Source organism: Acinetobacter sp. ANC_7512 (assembly GCF_056779935.1).
In genome coordinates this window covers 20648-46286 of record NZ_JBWYIX010000013.1, presented here as the reverse complement: position 1 = coordinate 46286, position 25639 = coordinate 20648, and the positions used below count along the sequence as shown (strand labels likewise).

The following is a 25639-nucleotide window of genomic DNA, read 5'->3' as shown; positions in this document are numbered from 1 at the left end:
TCGCACTATGCCATGAGCGCCCTCAAGAATCGATCATTTTTTCTTGTTAGCTTTGCAACCGAAACGAATAATTTATAAATACAAATATGAAGTAAAAAGCCAAATCTGAAGATTTGGCTTGAAGCATGGATCAATTATCTTATTGCGTTTCAATTTCACGAATTCGAATTAGACCTTCTTGCACTGTACTACAGACCAATTGTCCATTTTGCCACATTCGTCCAAAGTTCAATCCTCTAGAACTTGCACTAATCGTTGCCTCCATGTCATAGAGCATCCAATCATCTACACGAAATGGTTTATGAAAGTACATGGTATGATCAATGCTGGCACATTGTAAACTCGGTGAAATATAACTGAGTCCGTGTGGTCGTAGTGCAGTTGTCATCAAAGTAAAGTCTGAATAAAAAGCAGCGATCGCCTGATGTAATGCATTTTCATCTACATCATCAGCCAAACGATCGTGTGTACGAATATAGTGCGCGTAAGACGGCGCTTCAGGTTGTGGTTGGAATGGATTGACTGGCATTACAGGCTTAATTTCAACATGACGATCACGCATAAAGCTGGCACGCACATTCTCTGGTACGAAATCGACAATCATTTTCTTGAGTTCAGCTTCAGATTTTAGCCCATCTACTGGCGGGTATTCTGGTTCAGCAACTTGATAATTGAGACCCTCTTCTTGGTCTGCAAAAGATACCATACACATGAATATCGTCTTGCCATGTTGAATCGCACGAACTTGGCGACTCACGAAACTACGCCCATCTCGGATTCGATCTACTTCATAAATAATGGGTGCATTAACATCTCCACCAAATAAGAAATATGCATGCAATGAATGTGCAGGGCGATCAGTTGTATATGAAGCAGCACGTAAAGCTTGACCTAGAACTTGTCCACCAAAGACGCGTTTGCCAACCAAATTTTGGCTTTTGCCTCTAAAAATGTTTTCTTCAAGTCGTTCTAGCGTGAGTAAATCTACGAGTTCTTGCGTGAGCTGATTCATATCGGACCTATATATTTCATTGCTACGACATTAAATTGGTCCTCTTGAATTTAAACAGATTTTCCAATTTAATGACTCAATCTCTATCTTGCCATAATTTCCGAGTAAACAACTAAACTTTGCTTGACTATATTGTCATAAAACAAATTTGATATTTTGGCTAAAAATACGATTATTAACGAAAATTCATCCAAATTCTGTGCATTTTGTTAGAAAATGACATATTGTTTTGATCACAGATTTAAGAAAATAATTGCCTTCATTCGCGTCATGCGAAATTCGTCTTTGGCTAGGAGTATGTATGTCCAAGAATGGCTTTGGTCAAATGTATCGTCGACTTTCCAGTAAGTTGCTTGACCTCGTAGTAACACCGCATGTTCTTGGAGAGGTTCCTACTGAAACCCAACCTTCAACACCACCCACTGAAAATAACACGACTCACAAAAAAGTGGTGTGCTATGTATTACAAAATTACTCGCGTAGTAATGCGTTAGTGGTTGACGGCGAAACTCGTCGATTAAATCTCGCGCCAGCACTTGACCCACTCATGATCGGGGACCATAAAGAGAAAGCTGCTGTATTATTTTTACAACATCAAGATGAAACAAACTTACTTAATCCGCCACCCCATGCATTTCCACCTCGTCTCCTCAGATTGATCGAGATATTGGATAAGCACCCAGATACTGACATTGAACTTGTACCAGTGACTGTATTGTGGGGCCGCTCACCGGACAAAGAAGATTCATTATTTAAATTGCTATTTACGGACACTTGGGCAACACCAAGTACTGTTAAACAACTGATGAATATTGGTTTACATGGTCGCCAATCTTTTCTTGAATTCCATGAACCAAAATCACTGCGCGAATTGGTAGATTACGCACGTGTAACACATCCAAACTTGTCTCCTGCAACATATATCGTCAATCAACTCAATGATTATCTAGATCGTCAGCGTGAAGTTGTATTAGGTCCAGATTTGTCAGATCGTCGAAACGTGATGCAATCATTGATTAAATCTCAAGATGTTCAGGACGGAATTCGCAAAGAAAGTATCCGCTCTAAAATCAGTTTGATTGAAGCTGAGCGCCGTGCGATCGGCTACGTGAATGAAATTGCATCAGACTATTCTCATGCAACCGTACGTTTTGCAGAACAAGCCCTGACGCGTCTTTGGACTCAACTCTATGACGGCGTAGAAGTACATAATTTCAATACAGTTCGTGAATTAGCGAAAGACTACGAAATTATTTATACACCTTGTCACCGTAGCCATATTGACTACCTATTACTCTCTTATGTGATTTATAAGCGTGGGATGATGGTACCGTACATTGCTGCAGGTGATAACCTGAATATGCCATTCGTTGGTCAGCTTTTACGTGGTGGCGGTGCATTTTTTATACGTCGAACCTTCCGTGGAAATGCGTTATACACCACTGTATTCAAAGAATATCTATACAGTATCCTATCGCGCAACACGCCATTAGAATACTTTATTGAAGGTGGACGTTCACGTACTGGACGTTTATTACCGCCGAAAACAGGTATGTTGGCAATGACTGTGCATAGTCATTTGCGTGGTCGTGCTAAACCTATTGTATTTGTCCCGACCTATTTTGGTTATGAACGCCTGATGGAAGGTGCAACTTACGTCGGTGAAATGAATGGTAAGCCTAAAGAGGCCGAATCTATCTTTGGTATTTTACAAACCTTAAGAAAGATTGAACGCATCTTCGGTAAAGTACACGTAAACTTTGGTGAACCCGTCTTCCTTGATGAGATTTTGAAACAGCATGGTGCTGAACATATCAAAATTGAGAAGAATGATGACCCGATTCCTCAAGAAGTTTCTGATGCAGTTAACACCTCAGCAAATGCAATTCTTGAAAATATTAACCGTGCTGCTGTTATCAACCCAGTTTCGTTATTGTCACTTATTCTTTTATCGACTTCCAAGCACACGCTTGATGAAGAGATTTGTATTAAACAGTTAGATACCTATCGCAATCTTCTAACAGCTTTACCTTATGATCATCGAGTTGAAATCACACCACTGTCTGGTAAAGAAATCATTGCTTATGGTTTAAAACTCAAGTTGATTAAGCGTGTAAAACATGTCCTTGGCGATATCATTGCGATTGAAGATGGTCAAGCAGTATTACTGACATATTTCCGCAATAATATTTTGCATGCTTATGTCTTGCCATCACTGATTGCTGCGATGGTCGAGCACAATGGTAAAATTTCACAGGGCGATTTGATTAATGTCATTCGTACACTTTATCCATTCTTGAAAGCTGAACTTTTCCTTAAGTGGAATACGGATGAGCTTAAAGAACAGATCTGTAACTATGTTCAAGGTCTGGTGGAAGCACAGTTGATTACGATTGATGAACATGGAAATTTATGTAGCCCTGCACCTAACTCTGAACAACACAATCAGTTAGTCGTGCTTGCTGCTCCAGTGAAGCAAAGTATTGAACGCTACTACATGACACTTGCCCTAATTACTCAACGTGGCTCTGGAAATATTACGACCAAGCAGGTCGAAGATTTAAGCCATCTATTAGGTCAGCGTTTATCTGTACTTTATGAGTTCAACTCACCTGAATTCTTTGATAAAGCGCTCTTCCAAAGTTTTATCAAAGTTCTGACTCAACAAGGCTATATCAGTAATAACGAAGAAGGCGCAATAGTCTTTGATGCACAATTCAAAGAGGTTGCTCAATATGCCAACTTGGTACTAGATGATGTAACCTTACAAATGTTGCAACATATCACTTCATTTAACGATGAAGAGCTGAAAGAAGCTTTGGATGCAGTTGCTGATCAACAAGCCAAAAAACGCTTAAAACGCAAGAAAAAATAGTATCTAAAACCCTCCCCAGCGAGGGTTTTTTTATGCCTAAATGAGTTCTCGATAATCCTTAAAAAATTGAGCATGTTTCAATTTAAAACCAGTGCTTAACATTCGAGAGGCATAAATTTTCTTTCCACGCTGTGCCTCATTCAATAATTTTAATGGAGGGATGTTTAACTGCTTTTGGAACCACAGAATAATTTCATGTAATGGAATGGGTTGATTATTACTACAAATATAAGTTTTTTCTGGATGTTCCACGTGAAGTAAATGGACAAGAAAACCCGCTAAATCTTCGATATGAATTCGATTCGACCAATGCACATTGGGATAGTCTATTGTATTTTGAGCAAGCTGCATCATTCTCTTCACGGATACGCCATAAATACCAGTGGGTCTCACAATGATACATTGCTGTGGAAAGGCTTCTTGCCAAAGCTTCTCCATTGTGGCTAACACTAATGCTTTCTCATCTTGCGGATTGATCTCTGTTTGATCATCAATCTCCTCCCCTTGATCTTGTCCGTAAACGCGTGTCGACGAGACAACAATAATCTTTTGGATAGGATGCAGAGCCAGCTGATTTCTCATATGTGGAATCGCATCTATGAAAGCTGCTTTATACCCGTTTAGTGATGGGTCTTTAGGTGCAATCAACACGTATACTGCATCAATAGGCGACAATGTCGATAAATCAAGTTGGTGTATATCTTGTTGAAGATGCATAGCACCTGCTTGATCTTTCCTGCTTAAACTGACTGTGGTAATTTGATGTCCTTGTTGAAATAATTGTTTAGCAACATGTTGCGATGTTTTACCATAACCGATAAATAGAATATGCATGTAAGACCTATTCTCTAGTGTTATAAATTCAATTTAAGCAAAGTTGAGGGGACATGACTGCAGTCCATCAGTTGCAAGGTGTAGGAAACGCCGCTGCCGCTTTACTCGAAAAATTAAATATCTGGAATACGGATGATCTTTTGTTTCATCTGCCTCGAGATTATGAAGATCGCAGTACTATTGTGCCCATGGATCACCTTCAAGTAGGTCGAAGCTATTTACTTGAAGGCACTGTCGCATCAATGGATATGCCGCCCGGTAAACGCAAATCCATGGCAATATTATTACAAGATGATTTTGGAAAAGTCACCTTACGTTTTTATCATATTTATAAAGCATTGATGGATCGCGCAAAGCCTGGAAATCGTTTAAGAGTGTTTGGTGAAGTCCGAGTAGGCGCTCGTGGCCTAGAAATGTATCACCCAGAAATTCAATTGATTACGGAGCATACCCCACTTCCAAAAACGCAGCTAACCGCAATTTACCCATCAACGGAAGGACTCACTCAACCTAAACTGCGCGAATATATTAAACAAGCTTTAGCACAACATGCCCATGATTTACCAGAACTGATTCCTGCAAAATTTACCAATGGGTATGCTTTAAAAGAAGCACTAGAATATATTCATCACCCTCCCACCGATGCCAATATGTTGCAACTGGCTGAAGGGCAGCATCCTGCGCAGCAACGTCTCATCTTTGAAGAATTAGTCAGTCATCAAATTAGTTTGTTGACTCGTCGTGCATACATTCAACAGATCTCCGCACCTGCATTTTCAGCCAGTCGAACATTTGCCAAACAACTTCTCTCCATACTTCCCTTTGAAATGACGAATGCTCAAAAACGTGTTTCAAATGAAATTGTGAAAGATCTTAAACAAAACAAACCGATGCTCAGACTAGTGCAAGGTGATGTAGGTGCAGGCAAAACCTTAGTGGCAGGCATTGCGGCATGTCATCCACTCGAAGAGGGATGGCAAGTTGCTCTTATGGCACCGACTGAAATCCTCGCAGAACAACATTATTTAAATTTTAAAAAATGGTTCGAACCACTCGGCATCCAAGTTTCTTGGTTATCAGGCAAACAAAAAGGGAAAGCACGCGCTGCTGCAGAACAGCAGATTAGAGAAGGCTCTGCCCAATTGGTCGTCGGCACTCATGCACTATTTCAGGATAACGTCCAGTTTCATAAATTGGGTCTTGTCATCATTGATGAACAGCATCGATTTGGAGTTGACCAGCGTCTAGCATTACGAAATAAAGGGGCACAGGATACGACACCACATCAGTTGGTAATGACCGCCACGCCTATCCCACGTACGTTAGCAATGTCAGCGTACGGCGATTTAGATACTTCTGTGATTGATGAGTTACCCCCAGGGCGTACCCCAATCCAAACAGTCACTATTCCACTCGATCGTCGTGAAGAGGTCCTGCAGCGTATTGCGACAAACTGCGCTGAAGGTAAGCAGGCTTATTGGGTCTGTACATTAGTGGAACAATCAGAGACGTTAGATGCCCAAGCTGCTGAAGCGACTTATCAGGAGATTAAAGAACGCTTTCCGCACCTCAATATTGGTTTGGTTCATGGCAAAATGAAAGCTGATGAAAAACAAGCTGTCATGCAACAGTTCAAAGACAATCAATTACAACTGCTGATCGCAACAACTGTGATCGAAGTTGGAGTGGATGTACCAAATGCATCCATCATGGTCATTGAAAATGCGGAGCGACTGGGTCTATCTCAACTACATCAATTAAGGGGGCGTGTGGGTCGAGGTGCTAAAGCAAGTTTTTGCGCATTATTATATAAAAGTCCTTTATCGCAGAATGGACAAGAGCGTTTACGCATTATGCGTGAAACCAATGATGGCTTTTTAATAGCAGAAAAAGATTTGGAAATCCGCGGCCCAGGCGAACTGTTAGGAACGAAACAGACTGGAGACATGGGCTTTCGCGTGGCTAAATTGGAACGGGATGACCATCTGTTAACTCAAGCGCACTATGTCGCGACTCAAATTTTAAAAGATTACCCACATCAAGCGGATGCTCTTCTTAAACGATGGTTACCAGAAGCGCCTAGATATGCGTATGTTTAATATGTTCCTTAATCAACGAGCTCAGTTATAATCATAGGTACTCACAATAAAAATAACTTGAGCCATGATGCTGAGCCCTATTCATAACCTCTATCACACATTATTATCACGACGCGCTTGCCAATTATGCGGATTCTCTCCAACTCAAACCCACAGACTATGTGATGACTGTTGGACAATGCTTCCATGGAAAAGCCCTTCACTCATTCATCGACATGAAAGAAATATTTATGCTTGTTTCGACTATAGCTTTCCTATAGATCGCATTATTCACTTATTCAAATATGAACAACAACTTCATTATCAAACTTTTCTAGCACACACATTGCTAGAACTTAAACTGAAACGTTTTCAAGCGATTGTACCTATGCCTATTTCAAACGAGCGCTTGAAAGAGCGTGGTTATAATCAAATGATGGTCATCGGAAAAATTCTTTCCAAAAAACTGCAAATACCCATTTGGCAGCCAATTGAACGTTCAGCACAACACTCACAGAAAGGCTTAACACGTGTAGAAAGAATCGAGGATATTCAATCTCAATTCAAACCAATACGTTCAGAAAAAGGAAAGTTTAGAAATATCCTGATTATTGACGATGTCGTGACCACAGGGAGTTCAGTCAATGCGTTGGCCAATGCACTAGAAAAGCTCGGCTGTCAGAACATTCAGATCGCATGCATTGCAGCTGCAGAATATTGACACAGTCACTTTAAGTTTTAATCGGCATTAAAATGCTGCCTACACCAAGGAATCACGATTTCTCGAGTTAACGGTGCTAAAGGCGTAGCATCATCATCTAAATCGATCCATTTCATTTCAGCAATTTCTGCATGAATGTGAGGCTCTTGTTTAAGCTGAACTCGATAGAGATAACTAATCAACTGATGATCCGCTTCATTTGCAGCTTTGGTTTCAAAACGACCTATATATTGATCTATTACTGCCTCAGCGCCAATTTCTTCTTTAATTTCTCGCAGAATCGTGTCTTCAGAAGGCTCATTCTCCTCTAACTTCCCACCAACCTGCATGAAAAACTGGGTATTCTTTTTTCGAACCAACAACAACTGCTGATCCTCATTGGAAATAATCGCTGCTGCGACAGTAATAATTTTGCTCATGTATCTAGTTGCACCAAGTCTTCTCGATCTTGGACACCCCATTTCGGTTGTGGTGCCTGATAAGACTCGAATTTTGACACAATATCCTCGATTGAAGTTGAATTGATTAATGCATTGGTAAAGCGAGCTCGAGTAAACTCTTGATCTGTCGTATGTTGAATGAATTGTAATAGAACATCATAAAACCCGTTAATGTTTAAAAATGCGCAAGGTTTAAGATGAATACCGAGTTGCGCCCATGTCCATTGTTCAAAAATTTCTTCAATTGTTCCTGCACCACCCGGTAAGGCAATAAAACCATCCGACAAATCTGCCATCAGCGTTTTACGCTCATGCATACTGGTAACAACGTGAAGTTCAGTCAAATTTGGATGTGCTAATTCACGATCCACCAATCCTTGTGGAATCACGCCAATGACCTTTCCACCAGCCTCTAATGCACTATCCGCAACAATCCCCATTAATCCTGAACGACCGCCACCATACACCAAGTTCTTGCCTTGTTGCGCTAAATATTTCCCTGTTTTCTTTGCTGCATCAGCATAAACAGGATCGGAACCTAATGTTGAACCACAAAATATTGCAATAGAATTCATTTAAAATTAGCCTTAAGTTTTTATAACAACAATTAAAATGATATGTTCTGTGTTTTTTAACCTAATTAATGATGGAATCAGTTTTTTTTCATGGCATCCTTGTCTAAAATACACCCATCGTTCACACACAAACTGCGCAAGGGAGAAAAGATAAAATGCTTGAAGCCTTTTATGCCACAGAGCGCGGTAGTCTAGAAGATGCAACGATCAATGGTGGGTTTGATTTACACCCTGAATTGGTTTGGATCGATTTAATTGCACCCTCTCAAGATGAGCAAGAATGGGTTTTAGATGCCTATAAACAAAATCTTCCAACACTAAAATCATTAGAAGATATTTCATCATCTGCGCGATTCTACCGTGATGATGATGGCATTTTACATATCAGTACGTATTTTTTAACGAAAAATAAAAACTACCAAGTCGATGGTGACCCTGAAGAGTCATCCAATATGCTAGGAACGGTTCAAACTGTTGCATTTATTTTACATAAAGATCGACTATTTACTTTACGTGGTGAAAAGCTCGTTGCTTTCCGTGCCTTTCGAGCACGTGCTCGCCGTAATGATTACGACATTGACTATAAAGATCCGACTTGGATACTTTTGGGTTTACTCGAAGCTAAACTCGATGAGCTTGCGGATATCTTAGAAGATATCCACAAGGATTTAGAACTCTACTCTACAGAAGTATTGAATGTTCGCCACCGTGAACAAATTCTTGATCTCGATGATATGATTACCCGTCTTGCTCAAAAAGAAGATATGTTGGGTAAAGCACAACTCTGTTTGATTGACTTACGCCGCGTCCTAACGTTCTTAGCCAGACCCCGTGCATTAGGCAGTCATATTTATGATGCTGATATTCGAGAACTCAGTGAGGATGTCCGCTCATTAGTAGAACATGATGCATTCTTGTTCCAAAAGGTTCGATTCCTATTGGATACCACTTCAGGTTTCATTAATACTGAACAGAATGATACGATTCGACGATTCTCGATTTTACCTAGTATGCTTGCTCCCCCGATGTTGGTGGCCAGTATTTATGGTATGAATACTGATGTACTGCCCTTTGCTCAAGGAACGACGAGCTTTGTTGTTGTCAGTCTGATTATCCTAGTGTTTCTATTTGGACCACTCATTTATTTTAGATGGAAAAAATGGATTTGAGCGCTTTGATGTCGCGTTTTTTAAACAACGTATGAAGTACCTTCTGTTGAGTAAATTACTATTTTAAAGCGATAAAAAAGCACCCTAAGGTGCTTTTTTATTTTTCAATCAAATCAATTTTAAATCATTTTCTAAATGGCAAGATTGAATGATTTTCATCATTTTTTCTGGCACAGATTTAAACTGTAAACTCGATGTTCCAGGTGCTTGACGCAATAAACGCACTAAAACAGCTAGCGCCAGAGTACTACCATGTTCAAGACCTGATAAATTTACAGTAAGTGGAAACTGCTTTACCTGCTGAATCAACATTAAACCTTGTTGATAATACTGTTCAGCATTGTCGAAACTAATTTTTCCAGAAACCATAATTTCTTGATCTTTGAGTGAAATCACAATTGTTCTCTGTTATTTTTTCTCAACTGCAGCTTCAGCATCAGGCTTGAAGTTTGCAATTGCTTTATTGATATCGCCACCATTACGCTTCACAGTAGCAGCAAACTGATTACGGAATTGCAAACCTAAGTCAATTCCAGAAACGTTGATATTGCGAATCTTCCACTGATCACCTTTATCAGCCAATTGGAACGATACAGGGATCTTCTCACCCTTGTTAATAAAATCAATCGTTACAACAGGGTTTTTAGTGTTAGATGCTTTATACGGACGAATTGTATATGTCTGATTAGAAAACTTAGAGAAAGCACTGCCATAGTTTTCAATCAATGTTTCACGGAAGTTCTTCTCAAACTGTGCGCGTTGAGCAGCATTACTATATTGATTCGTCGCATAAGTTCCCATCACGATACGAGTAAATGATTGCGAATCAATATATGGATCTAAATTTTGACGAACAATTGCGCGTACCGCAGCAGGGTTATTTTGTAACTTAGCTTGGTCTGCTTTTAAACGTGAAATTAAGCCATCAGCTACTTTTTTGATAAATGCAGGAGGAGTCTCCGTAGGTGCAGCAAATGCTGTACTCGCAATCATCGTCGATAAAACGCTAACAGTCAGTGTTTGCTTTACGAACGTATTCATTTATTTTTCCTCTATTTAATCATTCAACAAAAGAAGCAGTTTCATCTGTGAATTCTACAGTTTCTGCATCTGATGAACCATTTGAATCTTTTTTCGCAGCTGAATCACCAGCACCACCAGTCACAAATTTAGACACTAAGTCTTCAATTTCCATTGTGCTTTGTGTGTTGCCAATTTGATCACCACGTTTTAAATAATTTAAACCACCACCTGGAACAATTTTGAGATACTTCTCGCCCAGTAAGCCATTTGTCGCTACCATAATGTAAGCATCTTCATCAATATTGGTGATGGAGTTCATGTTAGCGATCAGTTGCTTTTCCATTTCTTTTTGTTGCGATGGCGTCGCAGCTTCATAGTCACTGCTATAACGCAACTCTTCTAAAGCACCTTCTTGCACAGTTTTAAGTTGTTCATCATTGAAAGATGTCAGCTCACCATCTAAATTAATTTTCACTGTTGCAAGACGTGTTAACGGATCTAATGTGATTGACTCAACTTCACCTACTTTTACGCCGCTTAGTGCAACTTTAGCACGTGGTTTAATACCATTCACGTTATCAAAAGTTGCCGTCATGCTATAACTATCTTTTAAATTTGTCCCAGCTAAGCCACTTACTTTCATTGCCAAGAAAAATAATGCACAACCAAATAGAATCACGAATATTCCAACTGCGAGCTCACTCGTACGTGATTTCATTACACACCTCCAAACATGACCGCAGTCAAAACAAAATCAAATCCTAAAACACATAGTGATGAATACACTACCGTTCTTGTTGTTGCTGTCGCAATGCCTTCTGATGTGGGCTCGCATGAATACCCCTGATATACGGCAATCCACGTACAGATTAAAGCAAATACAAAGCTTTTGATGATCGTGCCATTAAAGACATCTTTATAAAATTGAACGGCACTTTCCATACCACTCCAATACGAACCTTCATCAGCACCTAAAAAATCCACACCGACCATTTTTCCGCCCATGATCCCCACAGCAGCAAAAATTACGGCAAGCATAGGCAAACTAAATATACCCGCCCATAAACGTGGTGAAATAATGCGTTTAAGTGGATCAACACCGATCATTTCCATACTAGACAATTGCTCAGTCGCTTTCATCAAACCAATTTCGGCGGTTAAAGCAGATCCTGCACGCCCCGCAAAAAGAAGTGCAGCAACCACTGGCGCAAGTTCACGCAACAAGGTCAACGAAACTGCTGCTCCAAGCATCGCTTCACTGCCGAAAGTGACCAAAATGCTATACATCTGTAAACCCAAGACTGCACCTATAAACAGCCCTGACACCACAATGATAAGCAATGATAATACGCCAACACGATACATTTGATAGATAAAGAGTTTGACTCCAATCCAAGTCGGCATCGAAAATAAAATTTGAACTAGCATAATGGCTGCAACGCCAATACCTTGAACACGTTCTATAACGCGTCTACCTAGTGAGGCTATCGCATTCATGTACGCACCTCATCACTTAAATATGCTTGATGACTAAATTGATAATCCACAGGACCTTCGACCGAACCTGTTAAGAATTGACGGACGAAAGGCGAACTATGATTCTTTAACTGATCAGGTGTGCCCTCGCCTTGTACTTTACCTTCCGCAACCACATAAATGTAATCTGCGATCGATAATGTTTCAGCAACATCGTGAGACACGATAATGGTCGTTAGGTCTAACGCTTCTCGTAAAGAACGAATCAATCGGGTTAAAACCCCCATTACGATGGGATCCTGACCAGCAAATGGTTCATCGTACATAATCAAATCTGGATCTAGTGCAATTGCACGAGCTAACGCCACACGGCGATTCATCCCCCCTGAAAGCTCAGAAGGCATCATTTGCTCAGCGCCACGTAATCCTACAGATTCGAGTTTTAAAGCGACCAATTCTGCAATCAAATGTTCAGGCAATTGAGTATGGGCGCGGATAGGGAAAGCTACATTTTCATAGACAGTCATATCAGTGAAAAGCGCACCACTCTGAAAGAGCATCCCCATACGAGCACGTGCTTTAAACAATTCCTGACGACTCATTTGGCTAATATTTTTACCATCCAACAAGACCTCGCCTGCATCAGGTACAAGTTGCCCCCCAATGAGTCTAAGAAGCGTGGTTTTCCCCGTCCCTGAAGGCCCCATAATGGCAGTAATTTGACCCTTACGAATCTTTAAATTGACTTGGTCGTAAATAACACGATCACCACGATTAAAGCTTAAATTTTTTACTTCGATCAACGCTTGCTCATCGATTTGTATTTGATTATTCATAGCTGAGCGTGTTCCTACAATTTTTCAGCTTGCATACTATACTCTGAAATAACTGAATTTAAATGTTATTTATAAAATACAAGGTTAAGCGGATATTGTAGCATTATTGATCATTTTTATTAATTTTGCTTATAGAAAGATGTGTTTTATTTATGAAACAATGATTTGAAATTATTCTTTTTTATAAATTTATAATGTGATACTAAAAAAGTAATAGGCAAGATTAAGTAATACCAATAAAAAGAACACGTACATCATGATTGCACCAACATTCATTTGCTTCGTCTCAATCATTATAATCTTATTATTCATATTTTACATTTACCATAAATAATGTGAAATTATTCACTTTTATTCTAACAGATTTTTTGATATGAGCAATAAAAAACCAGCCCGAAGGCTGGTTTTTTTAGCTATACCGATTAGTCGTTAAATTTACGACGTGGGCGATCGCTATTGAATTCACGCTTTGGGCGGTCATCACCAAATGTACGTTTTGGACGATCAAAACCACCTTCACGACGTGCTGGACGGTCACCGAAATCACGTTTTGGACGGTCACCAAAACTGTTTTCACGAGGTTTATAATCTACACGGTTACCACGATTGTCATCGTTAGAACGAGGGCGATCACCGAAATCACGCTTTGGACGATCATCAAATGAACGTTGCGGACGGTCACCGAAATCGCGACGTGGACGATCTTCGCCATTAAACTCACGACGTGGACGGTCGTTGTTAAACTCGCGACGTGGACGATCTTCACCATTGAATTCACGACGTGGACGATCGTTGTTGAACTCGCGACGCGGACGATCTTCGCCATTAAACTCACGACGTGGACGGTCGTTGTTAAACTCGCGACGTGGACGATCCTCACCATTGAATTCACGACGTGGACGATCTTCACCAAACGAACGGCGTTCGCCATCACGGTTACCTTCGCGACGTTTGAAGTTTGATTCACCTTCAAAACGACGACCACCACCGAAACCACCACGGCCACGGCCTTCACCACCACGGCCACGACCGCGACCAGCGCCATCACGACTACCGCGTGCTGGAGGTGGAGATGGCTCAAGACCTTCAATTTCAGAAACTTCTAGACGTGCATCTAAGTAGTCTTCTAAAGCACGAATTTTACCACGTTCACGGTAAGTCGCTAATGTGATTGCTTTACCAGTACGACCTGCGCGACCTGTACGACCAATACGGTGTACATAATCTTCGTTCTTCATTGGAAGACCAAAGTTAATCACGTGTGAAATTGTTGGTACATCTAGACCACGTGCTGCAACATCAGTTGCAACTAAAATTTTTGCGCGACCTTCACGGATGCTGCGCAAACGACGGTTACGTACAGTCTGTGGCATTGCACCATGAAGTGCTACCACTGAAAGACCAGCTTCAGACAGTTCTTCTGCAAGCATATCTGTATCTTCTTGCGTAGAAGCAAATACAACAGCTTGATCAAGATCTTCTTCATTTAACCAATGTGTTAAAAGCTTTTTCTTGTGCTCAAAACCATCAGTCCAATGTAAAGTCTGAGTGATGTCAGTATTCGTCGTGTGACCAGTTTCAATCGCAATACGTTCTGGTTCATTCATCATACGTTCTGCCAACGTAATAATACGTGGTGCGAAAGTCGCAGAGAACATTAATGTTTGATCACGGTTACCCGCTAAATCACTGATCGCCTCTAAATCTTCAGAGAAACCAAGATCAAGCATACGGTCTGCTTCATCTACGATTAATGATTTAACTTTGTCCAATTTGATTTGACGACGGTTTACTAGATCAAGTAAACGACCTGGAGTCGCCACAACAACTTGTGCACCTTTTAATTGTTGGATTTGTTTACCAAAAGGCATACCACCCATAATCGCAGCAATACGAACACCTTTCATGTGACGTACAAATGCAATCGCATCTTGGCTCACCTGTTGAGCCAATTCACGTGTTGGGCAAAGTACTAAAATTGTAGGTGCAGTTACAGCACGCATACGCTCTTTGAAAGAAAGCAACGTATCTTCACTACCCGCTAAAGCGTGAAGTGTAGGTAATAAGAATGCAGCAGTTTTACCAGAACCTGTTTGGCTTGATACTAAAAGATCTTTACCATCTAAAGCAGCAGGAATTGATTGTTCCTGAACAGGAGTAGGCGATGTAAAGCCTAATGCTTGTAATGCTTGTTGAAGTGATTCGTGTAGTGGAAAATCAGCAAAAGTTTTGCTCATAGAGTTTTTCACCCGAAAATTGGGTGCTCCATTAAATAAAGTCTGATGGACATCGGCAAAAAGCGGTACAGCAATAATCGCTGAAAATATAGAATCAGCGGCGATCCGAGAACGACGATGCGTATAACGCACACATGATTACAGCCTGAACCTGAAGGAATCGCTTTTAGCGATTGGGTGGGGCGCGAAATAATGTCCTCTCTTTGGACCGGACGCGCATACACAATATAGAAGAGAAATGTTCAGGTAATGAACGAAATTTAGTGCGTGCGCGGAGTATAACAGATTTTTTTATAATGTCATTAAGTTTAATTGCTTTTTGGTGCATTCAAGTACAAATATTCAGATTTATCATGTTTTGGACATAAAAAAGCTCCCAGTTAGGGAGCTTTCATAAATTTGATCTGCTTATTTAGCAGCAGCACCCCAAGCTGGGACAACTGCTTGCATCAATGGTTTCAATAATTTCATAGAACAAGCCAAGACTTGACCATTTTCCATTGAATTTGAACCACCGCGCGCATCAACTACTGTACCACCAGCTTCTTTTACAATTAGTTCACCCGCTGCAATATCCCATGGTTTCAAACCAAGTTCGAAATAACCATCGTAACGACCAGCAGCAACATAAGCTAAGTCGAGTGCTGCTGAACCTAAACGGCGGAATTGAGCACCTTGCTCAGATACTGCCAACAAAGAATCGAAGTGATTTTTTGCATAAGAAACTACTTCGCCATCGCGTTTAGCACGATATGCATGACCAACAGCCAAGAATGTACGATCTAAACTATCTTTTACATTCACACGAATACGACGTTGGTTCATCATTGCACCGCGACCGCGACTCGCAGAGAACAATTCATCTTTGATTGGGTCATACACAACACCGTGTTGAGTCACGCCTTTGTGTTGAACTGCAATAGAAATACAGAAGTGTGGGACACCGTTAATGAAGTTTAAAGTACCATCTAAAGGATCGATCACCCAACACCAATCAGCATCGTGACCTTTACCTTCTTGCATACCAAACTCTTCACCAAGGAAGCTGTGATTTTTATAGCTTTTGCGCAAGATATCGATAGTCAATTCTTCAACATAGCGATCAACGCGAGTCACAGGACCTTCGATACCTTTTTCTTCAACTTGCAGATCAAGTTTATGACGATTCTGATGCGCTTTTAAAAGCTCTTGACCAACTGTTTGAGCCGCACGCGCAGCCATCACCACCATAGGTTCCATTGAACACCCACTACAAATTTGAAGATACTGATAAAGAATAATGCATAAAAGCGCCGACATTTTATCAAATATCGGCGCTTTTAGGTAAAAAATGTTTCTAAAATTTTATGACTTGTATTTAAACCACCTGTACAAGCTTTAACCAAGCTTGTTGAATTGAAGATTGGATACCTTCTGCATCCAATCCACAATCTTTAAGCATCTCACCATGACTGGCTTGTGCTAAGAATTGATCAGGTAAGCCTATGTTCAAAACTGGCTTGAGAATGTGTTCGGCCATTATAAATTCATTCACAGCACTTCCAGCACCACCCATGACTGCATGCTCTTCAACCGTTACAAAAAGTTGGGTTTGATCTGCATATTGTCGAATGATTTGACCATCTAGGGGTTTAACAAAACGCATATTCAAAACGCGTACTGCAACATCCAATTGATCAACTAAAAGCTGAGCAGCATTTTCTGCAACACTCACGCGGCTACCGAAAGCTAAAATAGTAATCACTTCTTCGGCTTTTACATTCAGCTCCAAAGTTAACTCAGCTTTACCAATTTCAAGCGCTGTCAGTTCTTTTTGAATTTCAACACCTAAACCATTTCCGCGTGGATAACGTACTGCAGCAGGACCCGGGTGCAAATAAGCGGTATGTAGCATTTGACGGCATTCATTTTCATCTTTTGGTGCCATAATCACGATATTCGGAACTGTACGCATAAATGCGTAATCATATGCACCAGCATGAGTTGGTCCATCCTCACCTACTAAACCTGCACGATCGATACCAAATGTGACATCAAGGTTTTGTAATGCCACATCATGAATGAGCTGATCATAACCACGCTGTAAGAAGGTTGAATAAATTGCCACTACTGGTTTTAAACCTTCACATGCCATACCAGCAGCTAAGGTCACTGCATGTTGTTCTGCAATTGCCACATCAAAGTAACGATCAGGATATTGTTTGGCGAATTGCACCATACCTGAACCTTCACACATGGCAGGTGTAATGGCTAACAACTTATCATCCAACTGGGCTTCATCACACAACCATTGCCCAAAAACATCAGAATATTTGGGTGCTTTTGTTGAAGCTGATGCAGCATTTAATTTAGCAATTGCGTGATATTTTATTTGATCTACTTCAGCAGGTGCGAAGCCCTTACCTTTCTTGGTATAGATATGAATTAAGCGCGGCCCCTTACGTTTTTTTAAGGCACTAAATACATTAACAAGTTCATCGACATTATGACCATCGAATGGACCAAAATAGTCAAATCCAATCGCTTTAAATAAGTTATCTGCAGCCTCTGTAGCAGCACAATGTAAGCGTGAAGTGTAGTCCCACTCAGGATAATCCCGAATAAATGGATTACCCTGCTCATCAATGTGTACAGATTGCCCTTTTTCCCAAATAGCAGCCAAATGTTTTGCAAAACCACCCGTGCTACATGAAATCGACATATCATTATCGTTCAGTACCACCATGAGATCAGCATTATGTGCAACAGCATCATTCATGGCTTCGAATGCCATCCCTGCTGTCATTGCACCATCACCGATAATTGCAACCACTTCACAAGGATCTTTTTGATAACGACGAGCTAAAGCCATTCCCAAACCCGCTGAAATAGCAGTTGATGAGTGGCCCACACCAAAAGTATCAAACTCAGACTCTTCACGAGCGGGGAACGCCGCTAAGCCATTTTTTGCACGAATTGTTGTTAGTTGCTCACGACGTCCAGTCAAAGCTTTATGTGGATATGCTTGATGACCCACATCCCAAATAAGACGATCATGTGGTGTATTGAAACAATAATGCAAAGCAACAGTTAATTCGATTACACCCAGATTGGCACCGAAATGCCCACCACTTTGTCCAGCAGCATACAAAATAAATTGACGTAGCTCGTCCGACACTTGACTCAATTGTTCTTTGGCTAGTTGACGCAATTGCATTGGATGATCAATCGCATCCAACAAAGGCGTAACAGGACGTTGACTAGGTATTTCGGTATACAACATATGTGGCAATGCCTTCTAAAGCCTGGCAAATCCTAAGCTAGGTAAATGGGTTAGCTCGATTCTTCTTATTGATCGAGAAATCGAAAAAAAACACCTTAAATCAACCACATTTATATTGGTCCAGTGTTGAGCTTTCGCTAAACGGGCGTTGTTAGGTAGCTAGATTATCCTGAATATCGATGCTACTTATCAACTATTATCTTGTGCTTTGCAAAAAAAAGGAAATCTTCTGTGTAAATTTGCACAATGATACTCAACTATGGTCTGATCATTCAGCTATACTTTAGCCAAATTATGAACATGTAATGGAAGTCGCTGTGCCTATAGAGTTTGTTGCCACATCTAAATTACCCACTGCCTTTGGTGATTTTAAAATCACTGTTTTTCAAGATCCTAAAACAGGTGAAGAACACGTAGCATTGTCAAAAGGATTAGATACAGCACCCACCTCTCCTGTCTTGGTACGAATCCATTCCGAATGTTTAACAGGTGATGCTTTTGCTTCATTAAAATGTGATTGTGGCCCACAACTTCAAGCAACTCAAAAACTGATTAACGAAGCAGGACAAGGCGTAATTTTATATTTACGTCAAGAAGGTCGTGGTATTGGTTTAACCAATAAAATTCGTGCTTATGCCTTGCAAGATCAAGGACATGACACAGTGGATGCCAACCTGATGCTCAACTTACCCGCTGATGCGCGTAAATACGATATGTGCAGTATCATGCTGGATCACTTACAAGTGAAAAAAGTCAAACTGGTTACGAATAATCCTCTCAAAATTAAAGCTTTAACTGATTTAGGAATTGATGTGGTTGATCGTGTCCCGTTAACGGTCGGTTTGAATAAATTCAATGAAGAATACTTAAAAACCAAACATGAGCGCATGTCACATATGTATCAAAAGGATGATTTTTAACTACAGCATAATTTAATCGTTGTAAAAAATACCCCGATGCTTAGGGGTATTTTTTCACTTAGACTCAATCTAATTTGTGAAGATGACTATATCGTCATAGAAAATATCCGATTTTCAGGTTTGTTTCTTTTTAACCTTAAATCGAAAGCCATACAGATATTTCGTACAAATGGTTTTCCAGCTTCCGTTACCTTCAATCCATATTCACTCATCTTCACAAGTTGGTCATTTTGCATTTCAGCTAAATCTTCTAAAACTTGTGGTCGCTGTGCAAAATCCATGTCACCTTGCCAATTCGTCTCAAAGTGGCACATGAGATTTAAAATGTGTTTTCTGATTTTCAAATCTTCTTCTGTTAAAAGATGACCTTTAAAAACTGGAATTTCATTTTGTTCTAATCGAGCATAATAATTTTCAAGCGTCTTTTCATTTTGGGCAAAACCTTGCCAACAATCGCCAATAGCTGACATCCCTAAGCCAATCATCACTTCTGATTTTGAAACGGTATATCCCATAAAATTACGATGTAACTGTTGGGCTTGAAATACCTGATACATATCATCATGCTCAAGCGCAAAATGATCCATTCCTATTTCATGATATCCAGCAGACAATAATTTTTGTTTTCCTTGCTCATAACACTGTCTTTTCTCTTCATCGCGCGGAACATCATGGTCTTTAAAACCACGTTGCCCATTGCCTTTGATCCATGGTACATGCGCATAACTGTAAAAGGCTAAACGATCTGGCTTAATTTGAATGGTTTGATCAATTGTGTTTAAAACATCATCTAAATATTGAAAGGGCAGCCCGTAGACCAAATCATGCGAAATAGAGGTATAACCAATTTCACGCGCCCATTCTGTAACCTGCTTTACGTGTTCAAAAGGTTGAATTCGGTGGATCGCTTTCTGCACGGTTTCATTATAATCCTGCACGCCAAAGCTAACGCGTCTAAAACCCAATTCAAACAGCGTCTTTAAATGATCGTAAGAAGTATTATTAGGATGTCCTTCAAAACTAAATTGATGATCTTCAGCTACTTGTGATAGCGCTAAAAGCCCATCAATCAACTGTTTAAGATGCTGAGGAGAAAAAAATGTAGGTGTCCCCCCCCCTAGATGTATCTCTTTAATCAAAGGACGCTCTACAAATAACTCACAATACAATTTCCATTCTTTTAACAAAGCCAAAATATAGGGCTGTTCCATTTCATGTTTTTTAGTGATTTTTTTATGACATCCACAAAAAGTACATAAGGACTCGCAAAAAGGTAAGTGAATGTAAAGGCTAATACCATGTTGGCTATTCGATTTATCAAAACGTATTTTTAGTTTTTGCTGCCATAGTACTCGATCAAAAGTCGACTGCTCCCAATACGGAACTGTGGGATAGCTCGTATATCGAGGACCTGGAACATTATATTTTTGCACCAGTGAAACAACGTTTTCGAACATATCCCCACCTTTAAAATCACCACATATTAAAAGCTTAACTGCTTTCAGTCGTCCTATTTTGAGGAGCTTATTCTTTTAATTCAACCTAGTATCTTGGTCAGGATTCATAAGCAAATTCAAATCACAAAGTACGTTTACCCTGACTAAACTTAAATCTCGATCTGCTATATCGATAAAATCACCTTAATCTTTCATACAATTTATGTTTTGATGTAACTAGTTTTTCATTGCCCAAGAGGCTTGGTATGTCACACCCGACTTCTGCAGATATTCAACGTGTTCGTGAATTTTTACTCGACTTACAAACTCGAATTTGTGCTGCGCTTGAACAACAAGAACAACAAGGTGGCGGTAATGCCCAATTTGAAATCGATGATTGGGAACGTCCCGAAGGTGGTGGTGGCAGATCACGCGTATTGCAAGATGGTACAGTGATCGAAAAAGGTGGTGTGATGTTCTCGCACATCAATATCTCAAAGTTACCAGCATCTGCTACCGAACGGCACCCACATATAGCTGGCGCACAAGCACAAGCCATGGGGGTTTCTTTAGTGATCCATCCTAGAAATCCAAATGTGCCGACCTCACATGCCAACGTAAGACTATTTGTCGCAGAAAAAGAAGGACAAGATCCTATTTGGTGGTTTGGCGGCGGTTTTGATTTAACGCCATTTTATCCGAATGATGAAGATGTTAAATCATGGCATCAAACTGCGCACGATCTTTGTGCACCTTTTGGCGATCATGTCTACCAAGATCATAAAAAATGGTGTGATGATTATTTTTATTTGAAGCATCGTGATGAACAACGTGGTGTCGGTGGGTTATTTTTTGATGACTTAAATCAGTGGGATTTCGAAACTTGTTTTAAATACATGCAAGCTGTAGGCAATGGATATCTCAAAGCGATTCTACCAATCTTCCAACGTAATCAAGATAAACCCTATAGTGAAGCTCAACGCGATTTCCAATTGTATCGTCGTGGGCGCTATGTGGAATATAACTTAGTTTACGATCGAGGGACATTATTTGGATTACAAACTGGCGGTCGAATTGAGTCTATTTTAGTAAGTCTTCCTCCATTAACGGGTTGGAAATACAGACCTGAATGGGATGAAGGCTCTGCTGAAAAAAAATTAACCGACTACTATTTAAAACCGAGAGATTGGCTCGCTGAACTGCATTAAATGTAAATCACTCGCCCTGTTAAAACAGGGCTTTTTTGTTGAGGAATATATTCATCCCATTGTCTAACGAAATTGAATAATTCCATTACATTCTCTTAGAAAAAAAGGCACAATAGATAAAATTGATTAAATTTTGTCACACTTCTGACACAGCTCTTAAGTTTAATTTAAGCAAAGTACTGTACAATCAATTTTTACTTGTATTACTCATGGAAGTTTTTACTTCTGCATAAGGAATCGATATGCAACACAACTCTATTCGCGCACGTGTTGTCGTATTTTGGACACTGGTTATTGCTCTTTTGAGTGCAATCAGTACCACTATATTTTCAGAAACACTACTCAATGATAGCTTTGGTTTTAGCTTGATGGTGTTTGCAGCTGTTGGTCTACTGCTCAACATTGCGCATATTTTACTTCATACCCTATTTGAAATTTGTAACCCAAGTCATTAATACACTTCATTAAATATGTTCATATTGGGAACTTTCTGCATTTGACGTATATTGTTTGCCACTTCTTCATCAGGAATTAGAGCAATGCGCAAACAATTTGCCGTAATTGGAAATCCCATTGAACAATCTCGATCTCCAGAGCTTCATCATGCGTTCGCACAAAAGACTGGGGTGATCCTTGAATATAGCAAACGCCTTGCTCCTCTCGATGGTTTTACACAGAGTATCAATGAATTTTTTAAGGCTGGTGGTATTGGTCTGAATGTCACGGTGCCGTTTAAAGAACAAGCTTTTGCACAATGTGATGTACTCACTGAACGTGCCAAAATTGCAAAAGCAGTAAATACACTATGGATGAAAGATGGTGTATTGCATGGCGACAATACCGATGGCCAAGGACTTGTTGCAGCCATTCAATATTTAAATTGGCCTCTTGAGCAAGCAAGCGTGCTTATTTTAGGCGCAGGTGGTGCAACACGTGGCGTGATTTATCCACTGCATAAAGCTGGTGTAAATAAAATCATGATTGCTAATCGAACGGTTGCTCGCGCAGAGCAATTGATTCAGGACTTACAACCTGCTGTCCCAGATCTAGAGCTAAACGCTTGTGGTCTTGATCACATAGCTGGTGAATTTGATATTGTTATTAATGCTACCTCGGCAAGCTTATCTGGCGATGCAATCAATCTACCTCAACAGTTAAAATTCAAATATGCCTATGAAATGGCCTATGGCAAACCTTCCACTTTCCTTGATCAAGCGAAACAGCGTGGAATTCCGACTGCAGAAGGATTTGGAATGCTCGTTGGACAAGCGATTGAATCTTTCGCGATTTGGAATGGTGTGCGTCCAGAATTAAAAGATTTTATTTAGTTTTTGCACACGTTTAGTGCCTTGTGAATAGTGCAATTTTTTAAATTGCACTTTTTTCTCTCTATAATATCGATTAAATCTATTCGAATTGATTTTAGTGACATATTTTTAGTGCATATTCAAATTGAATAAATTCAAATTAAACATATGATCATCCACACAACAAAACCAACCTAAGCTTATGTATTAATAATATTATTTTTTCTAATAAACTCCTACTACAACAAATGAATTCAGTTTATATTCATTCAAGAGCCTAAACACTAATTCGCAATTCTGACATTTATTTCCGTGACTTACATCAATGTTTTTTTAGTGTTGTAGGTCAATAATCGGATCATCTAACAAGTATTTTCTCTATTCAAATTAGGAAAAGTTCAATGCCTGCATATAAAGCGCCCGTACGTGATATTCGTTTCTTAATGAACGAAGTTTTTGATTATCCTGCGCACTATAAAACTCTAAGCAACGGCGAAGCTGCTGACTCTGATACTGTCGATATGATTATCGAAGGTGCTGCAGATTTCTGTGAAAATGTATTATCTCCACTTAATCAGTCTGGAGATGAAGAAGGCTGTCATTTTAAAGATGGCGAAGTCAAAACGCCTAAAGGTTTCAAAGAAGCTTACGAGCAGTTTGTACAAGGTGGCTGGCAAGGTCTTTCTTATCCTGAAGAGTTTGGTGGTCAAGCACTGCCTATGTCGCTGAACCTGATCAAATCAGAAATGATGGGTACAGCAAACTGGTCTTTCACGATGTATCCGGGCTTAAGTATGGGTTGTATGAATACCATCATGCAATTTGGTACTGAAGAACAGAAAAACACCTACATGCCTCACCTCACTGCTGGTACATGGTCAGGCACAATGTGTTTAACTGAACCACAATGTGGTACAGACTTGGGTCAAGTTAAAACTAAAGCTGAGCCTAAAGGTGACGGTACTTATGCTATCACAGGTACTAAAATCTTTATTTCTGCGGGTGAACACGATTTAACTGAAAATATCATTCATATTGTGTTGGCACGTCTTCCAGACTCTCCAGCTGGTACGCGTGGTATTTCATTATTCATCGTTCCAAAATTCATCCCAACTGCTGATGGTGGTGTAGGCGAACGCAATCCTGTGACTTGCGGTTCTATTGAACACAAAATGGGGATCAGAGCATCTGCTACTGCCGTACTGAACTTTGATGCTGCAACGGGTTATCTGATTGGTGAAGTCAACAAAGGCTTACACGCAATGTTTACCTTCATGAATACGGCGCGTATCGGAACTGCTGTTCAAGGTTTAGCACATGCAGAACTTGCATTCCAAGGTGCATTACCTTATGCAAAAGAACGTATGTCAATGCGCGCACTCTCAGGTAAAAAAGAGCCTGAAAAAGTTGCTGACTCAATTATCCATCATGCTGATGTTCGTCGTATGCTTTTGACTCAAAAAGCGATTGCTGAAGGTGGCCGTGCAATGATCTATCATGCTGCACAGCTTGCTGACAAAATGACTGATGCTTTAGCTCAAGGTGATCAAGCGAAGTTTGATGATTACGATGATAAATTAGGTTTCTATACCCCAATTTTGAAAGGCTTCTTAACAGAGTTAGGCTTAGAAGCAGCAAACCACGGTATGCAAGTCTTTGGTGGCCATGGCTATATCAAAGAACATGGTATGGAGCAGATCGTTCGTGACGCGCGTATTTCAACGCTTTACGAAGGTACAACTGGTGTTCAAGCACTAGACTTAATCGGTCGTAAAGTACTGTTATCTTCTAAAGGTAAAGTCGTTCGTGACTATACAGCTGAAATCTTAAAATTCTGTGGCCAGCACGCACGCAATAAATACATGCGCCGTTTTGCTTGGGACTTAACTAAGATTTGTGCACAATGGAATGCATTAACTGTACGTATTATGCTTGCTGCACGCAAAGATCGCGACATCGTTTCAAGTGCTTCTGTGGATTACTTAATGTTCTCTGGTTATGCAATGATGGCATATTACTGGGCTCAACAAGCAGCAGTGGCATCAGCGAAGTTAGCATCAGGTGATGGTCAAGAAACTCCTGAGTTTTATAAAGCGAAAATCAAAGTTGCAGATTTCTACTTTGAGCGTTTACTTCCACGTGCCCAAGGTCATGCTGAATCTATGGTTAACCCTTCGAAAACTTTAATGTCTTTAGAAGCTGAACACTTCAGTTTTGATTACTAAGATTT

22 protein-coding genes are annotated in these 25639 nt (G+C 40.2%); 9 read left to right on the top strand and 13 right to left on the bottom strand.

The features are described 5' to 3' along the window. Positions 1-139 precede the first annotated feature (139 nt). Positions 140-1012 carry an acyl-CoA thioesterase gene (locus AC1M9H_RS12285; protein ID WP_035265059.1) on the bottom strand — a complete coding sequence of 291 codons (873 nt, stop codon included), beginning with the start codon at positions 1010-1012 and terminating at the stop codon, positions 140-142. 301 nt (positions 1013-1313) lie between these two features. On the opposite strand from AC1M9H_RS12285, the gene plsB reads away from it, so the two are divergent. Then, positions 1314-3887, top strand: coding sequence for a glycerol-3-phosphate 1-O-acyltransferase PlsB (gene plsB / locus AC1M9H_RS12280; RefSeq protein ID WP_481613507.1), 2574 nt, complete (start codon positions 1314-1316; stop codon positions 3885-3887). Positions 3888-3923: 36 nt separating this feature from the next. Here plsB and AC1M9H_RS12275 read toward each other — a convergent pair whose 3' ends face one another. Further along, on the bottom strand, positions 3924-4721 hold the full coding sequence (locus AC1M9H_RS12275) for an NAD-dependent epimerase/dehydratase family protein (protein WP_481613506.1): 798 nt from the start codon (positions 4719-4721) through the stop codon (positions 3924-3926). Positions 4722-4774: 53 nt separating this feature from the next. Between AC1M9H_RS12275 and recG the strand changes: the two genes are divergently transcribed. Continuing rightward, positions 4775-6820: an ATP-dependent DNA helicase RecG gene (recG, locus tag AC1M9H_RS12270; RefSeq protein WP_481597853.1), complete on the top strand. Its 2046-nt coding sequence runs from the start codon at positions 4775-4777 to the stop codon at positions 6818-6820. Between the two features lie 67 nt (positions 6821-6887). Continuing rightward, positions 6888-7520, top strand: a complete 633-nt coding sequence (locus AC1M9H_RS12265; RefSeq protein ID WP_092768104.1) for a ComF family protein — start codon at positions 6888-6890, stop codon at positions 7518-7520. A gap of 17 nt (positions 7521-7537) precedes the next feature. Here AC1M9H_RS12265 and AC1M9H_RS12260 read toward each other — a convergent pair whose 3' ends face one another. Together AC1M9H_RS12260 and AC1M9H_RS12255 are read right to left on the bottom strand one after the other, a co-directional pair. After that, positions 7538-7939, bottom strand: coding sequence for an NUDIX hydrolase (locus AC1M9H_RS12260; RefSeq protein WP_481589441.1), 402 nt, complete (start codon positions 7937-7939; stop codon positions 7538-7540). Then, positions 7936-8535 (bottom strand): LOG family protein, encoded by a 600-nt coding sequence (locus AC1M9H_RS12255; RefSeq protein WP_481613505.1) that lies wholly within the window; start codon positions 8533-8535, stop codon positions 7936-7938. Before AC1M9H_RS12255 ends, AC1M9H_RS12260 begins: the two co-directional genes overlap by 4 nt. 155 nt (positions 8536-8690) lie before the next feature. On the opposite strand from AC1M9H_RS12255, the gene AC1M9H_RS12250 reads away from it, so the two are divergent. Beyond that, positions 8691-9704, top strand: a complete 1014-nt coding sequence (locus AC1M9H_RS12250; protein WP_035265042.1) for a CorA family divalent cation transporter — start codon at positions 8691-8693, stop codon at positions 9702-9704. 108 nt (positions 9705-9812) lie between these two features. On the opposite strand, the gene AC1M9H_RS12245 is transcribed toward AC1M9H_RS12250, so the two are convergent. From AC1M9H_RS12245 to dxs, 8 genes are all read right to left on the bottom strand, one after another. Beyond that, positions 9813-10100, bottom strand: coding sequence for an STAS domain-containing protein (locus tag AC1M9H_RS12245; protein WP_481597855.1), 288 nt, complete (start codon positions 10098-10100; stop codon positions 9813-9815). A gap of 12 nt (positions 10101-10112) precedes the next feature. After that, the gene (locus AC1M9H_RS12240; protein WP_035265038.1) at positions 10113-10745 is read right to left on the bottom strand and encodes an MlaC/ttg2D family ABC transporter substrate-binding protein; all 633 of its coding nucleotides are present in this window, start codon (positions 10743-10745) and stop codon (positions 10113-10115) included. 19 nt (positions 10746-10764) lie between these two features. Continuing rightward, entirely contained in the window at positions 10765-11445 is a 681-nt protein-coding gene (mlaD, locus tag AC1M9H_RS12235) for an outer membrane lipid asymmetry maintenance protein MlaD (protein ID WP_180028249.1), read from the bottom strand. Further along, complete coding sequence (gene mlaE, locus AC1M9H_RS12230; protein WP_035265034.1) at positions 11445-12224, bottom strand: lipid asymmetry maintenance ABC transporter permease subunit MlaE; 780 nt, start codon at positions 12222-12224, stop codon at positions 11445-11447. The genes mlaD and mlaE overlap by 1 nt, the downstream gene beginning before the upstream one ends. Beyond that, positions 12221-13039, bottom strand: a complete 819-nt coding sequence (locus AC1M9H_RS12225) for an ABC transporter ATP-binding protein (protein ID WP_035265033.1) — start codon at positions 13037-13039, stop codon at positions 12221-12223. The genes mlaE and AC1M9H_RS12225 overlap by 4 nt, the downstream gene beginning before the upstream one ends. Positions 13040-13461: 422 nt before the next feature. After that, positions 13462-15276 carry a DEAD/DEAH box helicase gene (locus AC1M9H_RS12220; RefSeq protein WP_180028266.1) on the bottom strand — a complete coding sequence of 605 codons (1815 nt, stop codon included), beginning with the start codon at positions 15274-15276 and terminating at the stop codon, positions 13462-13464. 408 nt (positions 15277-15684) lie between these two features. Continuing rightward, entirely contained in the window at positions 15685-16515 is an 831-nt protein-coding gene (locus AC1M9H_RS12215; RefSeq protein WP_035265030.1) for an inositol monophosphatase family protein, read from the bottom strand. Positions 16516-16633: 118 nt separating this feature from the next. Continuing rightward, entirely contained in the window at positions 16634-18538 is a 1905-nt protein-coding gene (dxs, locus tag AC1M9H_RS12210; RefSeq protein WP_481592053.1) for a 1-deoxy-D-xylulose-5-phosphate synthase, read from the bottom strand. A 317-nt stretch (positions 18539-18855) separates the two neighbouring features. On the opposite strand from dxs, the gene ribA reads away from it, so the two are divergent. Then, entirely contained in the window at positions 18856-19458 is a 603-nt protein-coding gene (ribA, locus tag AC1M9H_RS12205) for a GTP cyclohydrolase II (RefSeq protein WP_180028265.1), read from the top strand. Between the two features lie 86 nt (positions 19459-19544). Here the strand turns inward: ribA and hemN are convergent, their stop codons facing one another. Next, positions 19545-20915 (bottom strand): oxygen-independent coproporphyrinogen III oxidase, encoded by a 1371-nt coding sequence (hemN, locus tag AC1M9H_RS12200; protein ID WP_481613504.1) that lies wholly within the window; start codon positions 20913-20915, stop codon positions 19545-19547. Positions 20916-21160: 245 nt separating this feature from the next. Here hemN and hemF point away from each other — a divergent pair, with 245 nt between their 5' ends. From hemF to AC1M9H_RS12180, 4 genes are all read left to right on the top strand, one after another. Further along, a complete protein-coding gene (hemF, locus tag AC1M9H_RS12195; protein WP_481613503.1) occupies positions 21161-22102 on the top strand; it encodes an oxygen-dependent coproporphyrinogen oxidase in 942 nt (313 codons plus the stop codon). A 242-nt stretch (positions 22103-22344) separates the two neighbouring features. Then, positions 22345-22557 carry a hypothetical protein gene (locus AC1M9H_RS12190; RefSeq protein ID WP_035265018.1) on the top strand — a complete coding sequence of 71 codons (213 nt, stop codon included), beginning with the start codon at positions 22345-22347 and terminating at the stop codon, positions 22555-22557. A gap of 84 nt (positions 22558-22641) precedes the next feature. Continuing rightward, positions 22642-23430 (top strand): shikimate dehydrogenase, encoded by a 789-nt coding sequence (aroE, locus tag AC1M9H_RS12185; protein WP_481613502.1) that lies wholly within the window; start codon positions 22642-22644, stop codon positions 23428-23430. A 380-nt stretch (positions 23431-23810) separates the two neighbouring features. Continuing rightward, positions 23811-25634 (top strand): acyl-CoA dehydrogenase C-terminal domain-containing protein, encoded by a 1824-nt coding sequence (locus tag AC1M9H_RS12180; RefSeq protein WP_481596519.1) that lies wholly within the window; start codon positions 23811-23813, stop codon positions 25632-25634. Positions 25635-25639 lie beyond the last annotated feature (5 nt).

Excerpts from the sequence above, each read along its gene's own strand:
- AC1M9H_RS12250 (WP_035265042.1), top strand. The coding sequence starts at position 8,691 with ATGCTTGAAGCCTTTTATGCCACAGAGCGCGGTAGTCTAGAAGATGCA.
- AC1M9H_RS12255 (WP_481613505.1), bottom strand. The coding sequence starts at position 8,535 with ATGAATTCTATTGCAATATTTTGTGGTTCAACATTAGGTTCCGATCCT.
- hemN (WP_481613504.1), bottom strand. The coding sequence starts at position 20,915 with ATGTTCGAAAACGTTGTTTCACTGGTGCAAAAATATAATGTTCCAGGT.
- AC1M9H_RS12275 (WP_481613506.1), bottom strand. The coding sequence starts at position 4,721 with ATGCATATTCTATTTATCGGTTATGGTAAAACATCGCAACATGTTGCT.
- dxs (WP_481592053.1), bottom strand. The coding sequence starts at position 18,538 with ATGTTGTATACCGAAATACCTAGTCAACGTCCTGTTACGCCTTTGTTG.
- AC1M9H_RS12225 (WP_035265033.1), bottom strand. The coding sequence starts at position 13,039 with ATGAATAATCAAATACAAATCGATGAGCAAGCGTTGATCGAAGTAAAA.
- plsB (WP_481613507.1), top strand. The coding sequence starts at position 1,314 with ATGTCCAAGAATGGCTTTGGTCAAATGTATCGTCGACTTTCCAGTAAG.
- hemF (WP_481613503.1), top strand. The coding sequence starts at position 21,161 with ATGTCACACCCGACTTCTGCAGATATTCAACGTGTTCGTGAATTTTTA.
- AC1M9H_RS12190 (WP_035265018.1), top strand. The coding sequence starts at position 22,345 with ATGCAACACAACTCTATTCGCGCACGTGTTGTCGTATTTTGGACACTG.
- AC1M9H_RS12240 (WP_035265038.1), bottom strand. The coding sequence starts at position 10,745 with ATGAATACGTTCGTAAAGCAAACACTGACTGTTAGCGTTTTATCGACG.
- mlaD (WP_180028249.1), bottom strand. The coding sequence starts at position 11,445 with ATGAAATCACGTACGAGTGAGCTCGCAGTTGGAATATTCGTGATTCTA.
- mlaE (WP_035265034.1), bottom strand. The coding sequence starts at position 12,224 with ATGAATGCGATAGCCTCACTAGGTAGACGCGTTATAGAACGTGTTCAA.
- AC1M9H_RS12180 (WP_481596519.1), top strand. The coding sequence starts at position 23,811 with ATGCCTGCATATAAAGCGCCCGTACGTGATATTCGTTTCTTAATGAAC.
- AC1M9H_RS12220 (WP_180028266.1), bottom strand. The coding sequence starts at position 15,276 with ATGAGCAAAACTTTTGCTGATTTTCCACTACACGAATCACTTCAACAA.
- recG (WP_481597853.1), top strand. The coding sequence starts at position 4,775 with ATGACTGCAGTCCATCAGTTGCAAGGTGTAGGAAACGCCGCTGCCGCT.
- AC1M9H_RS12285 (WP_035265059.1), bottom strand. The coding sequence starts at position 1,012 with ATGAATCAGCTCACGCAAGAACTCGTAGATTTACTCACGCTAGAACGA.
- aroE (WP_481613502.1), top strand. The coding sequence starts at position 22,642 with ATGCGCAAACAATTTGCCGTAATTGGAAATCCCATTGAACAATCTCGA.
- AC1M9H_RS12265 (WP_092768104.1), top strand. The coding sequence starts at position 6,888 with ATGCTGAGCCCTATTCATAACCTCTATCACACATTATTATCACGACGC.
- AC1M9H_RS12260 (WP_481589441.1), bottom strand. The coding sequence starts at position 7,939 with ATGAGCAAAATTATTACTGTCGCAGCAGCGATTATTTCCAATGAGGAT.
- AC1M9H_RS12215 (WP_035265030.1), bottom strand. The coding sequence starts at position 16,515 with ATGGAACCTATGGTGGTGATGGCTGCGCGTGCGGCTCAAACAGTTGGT.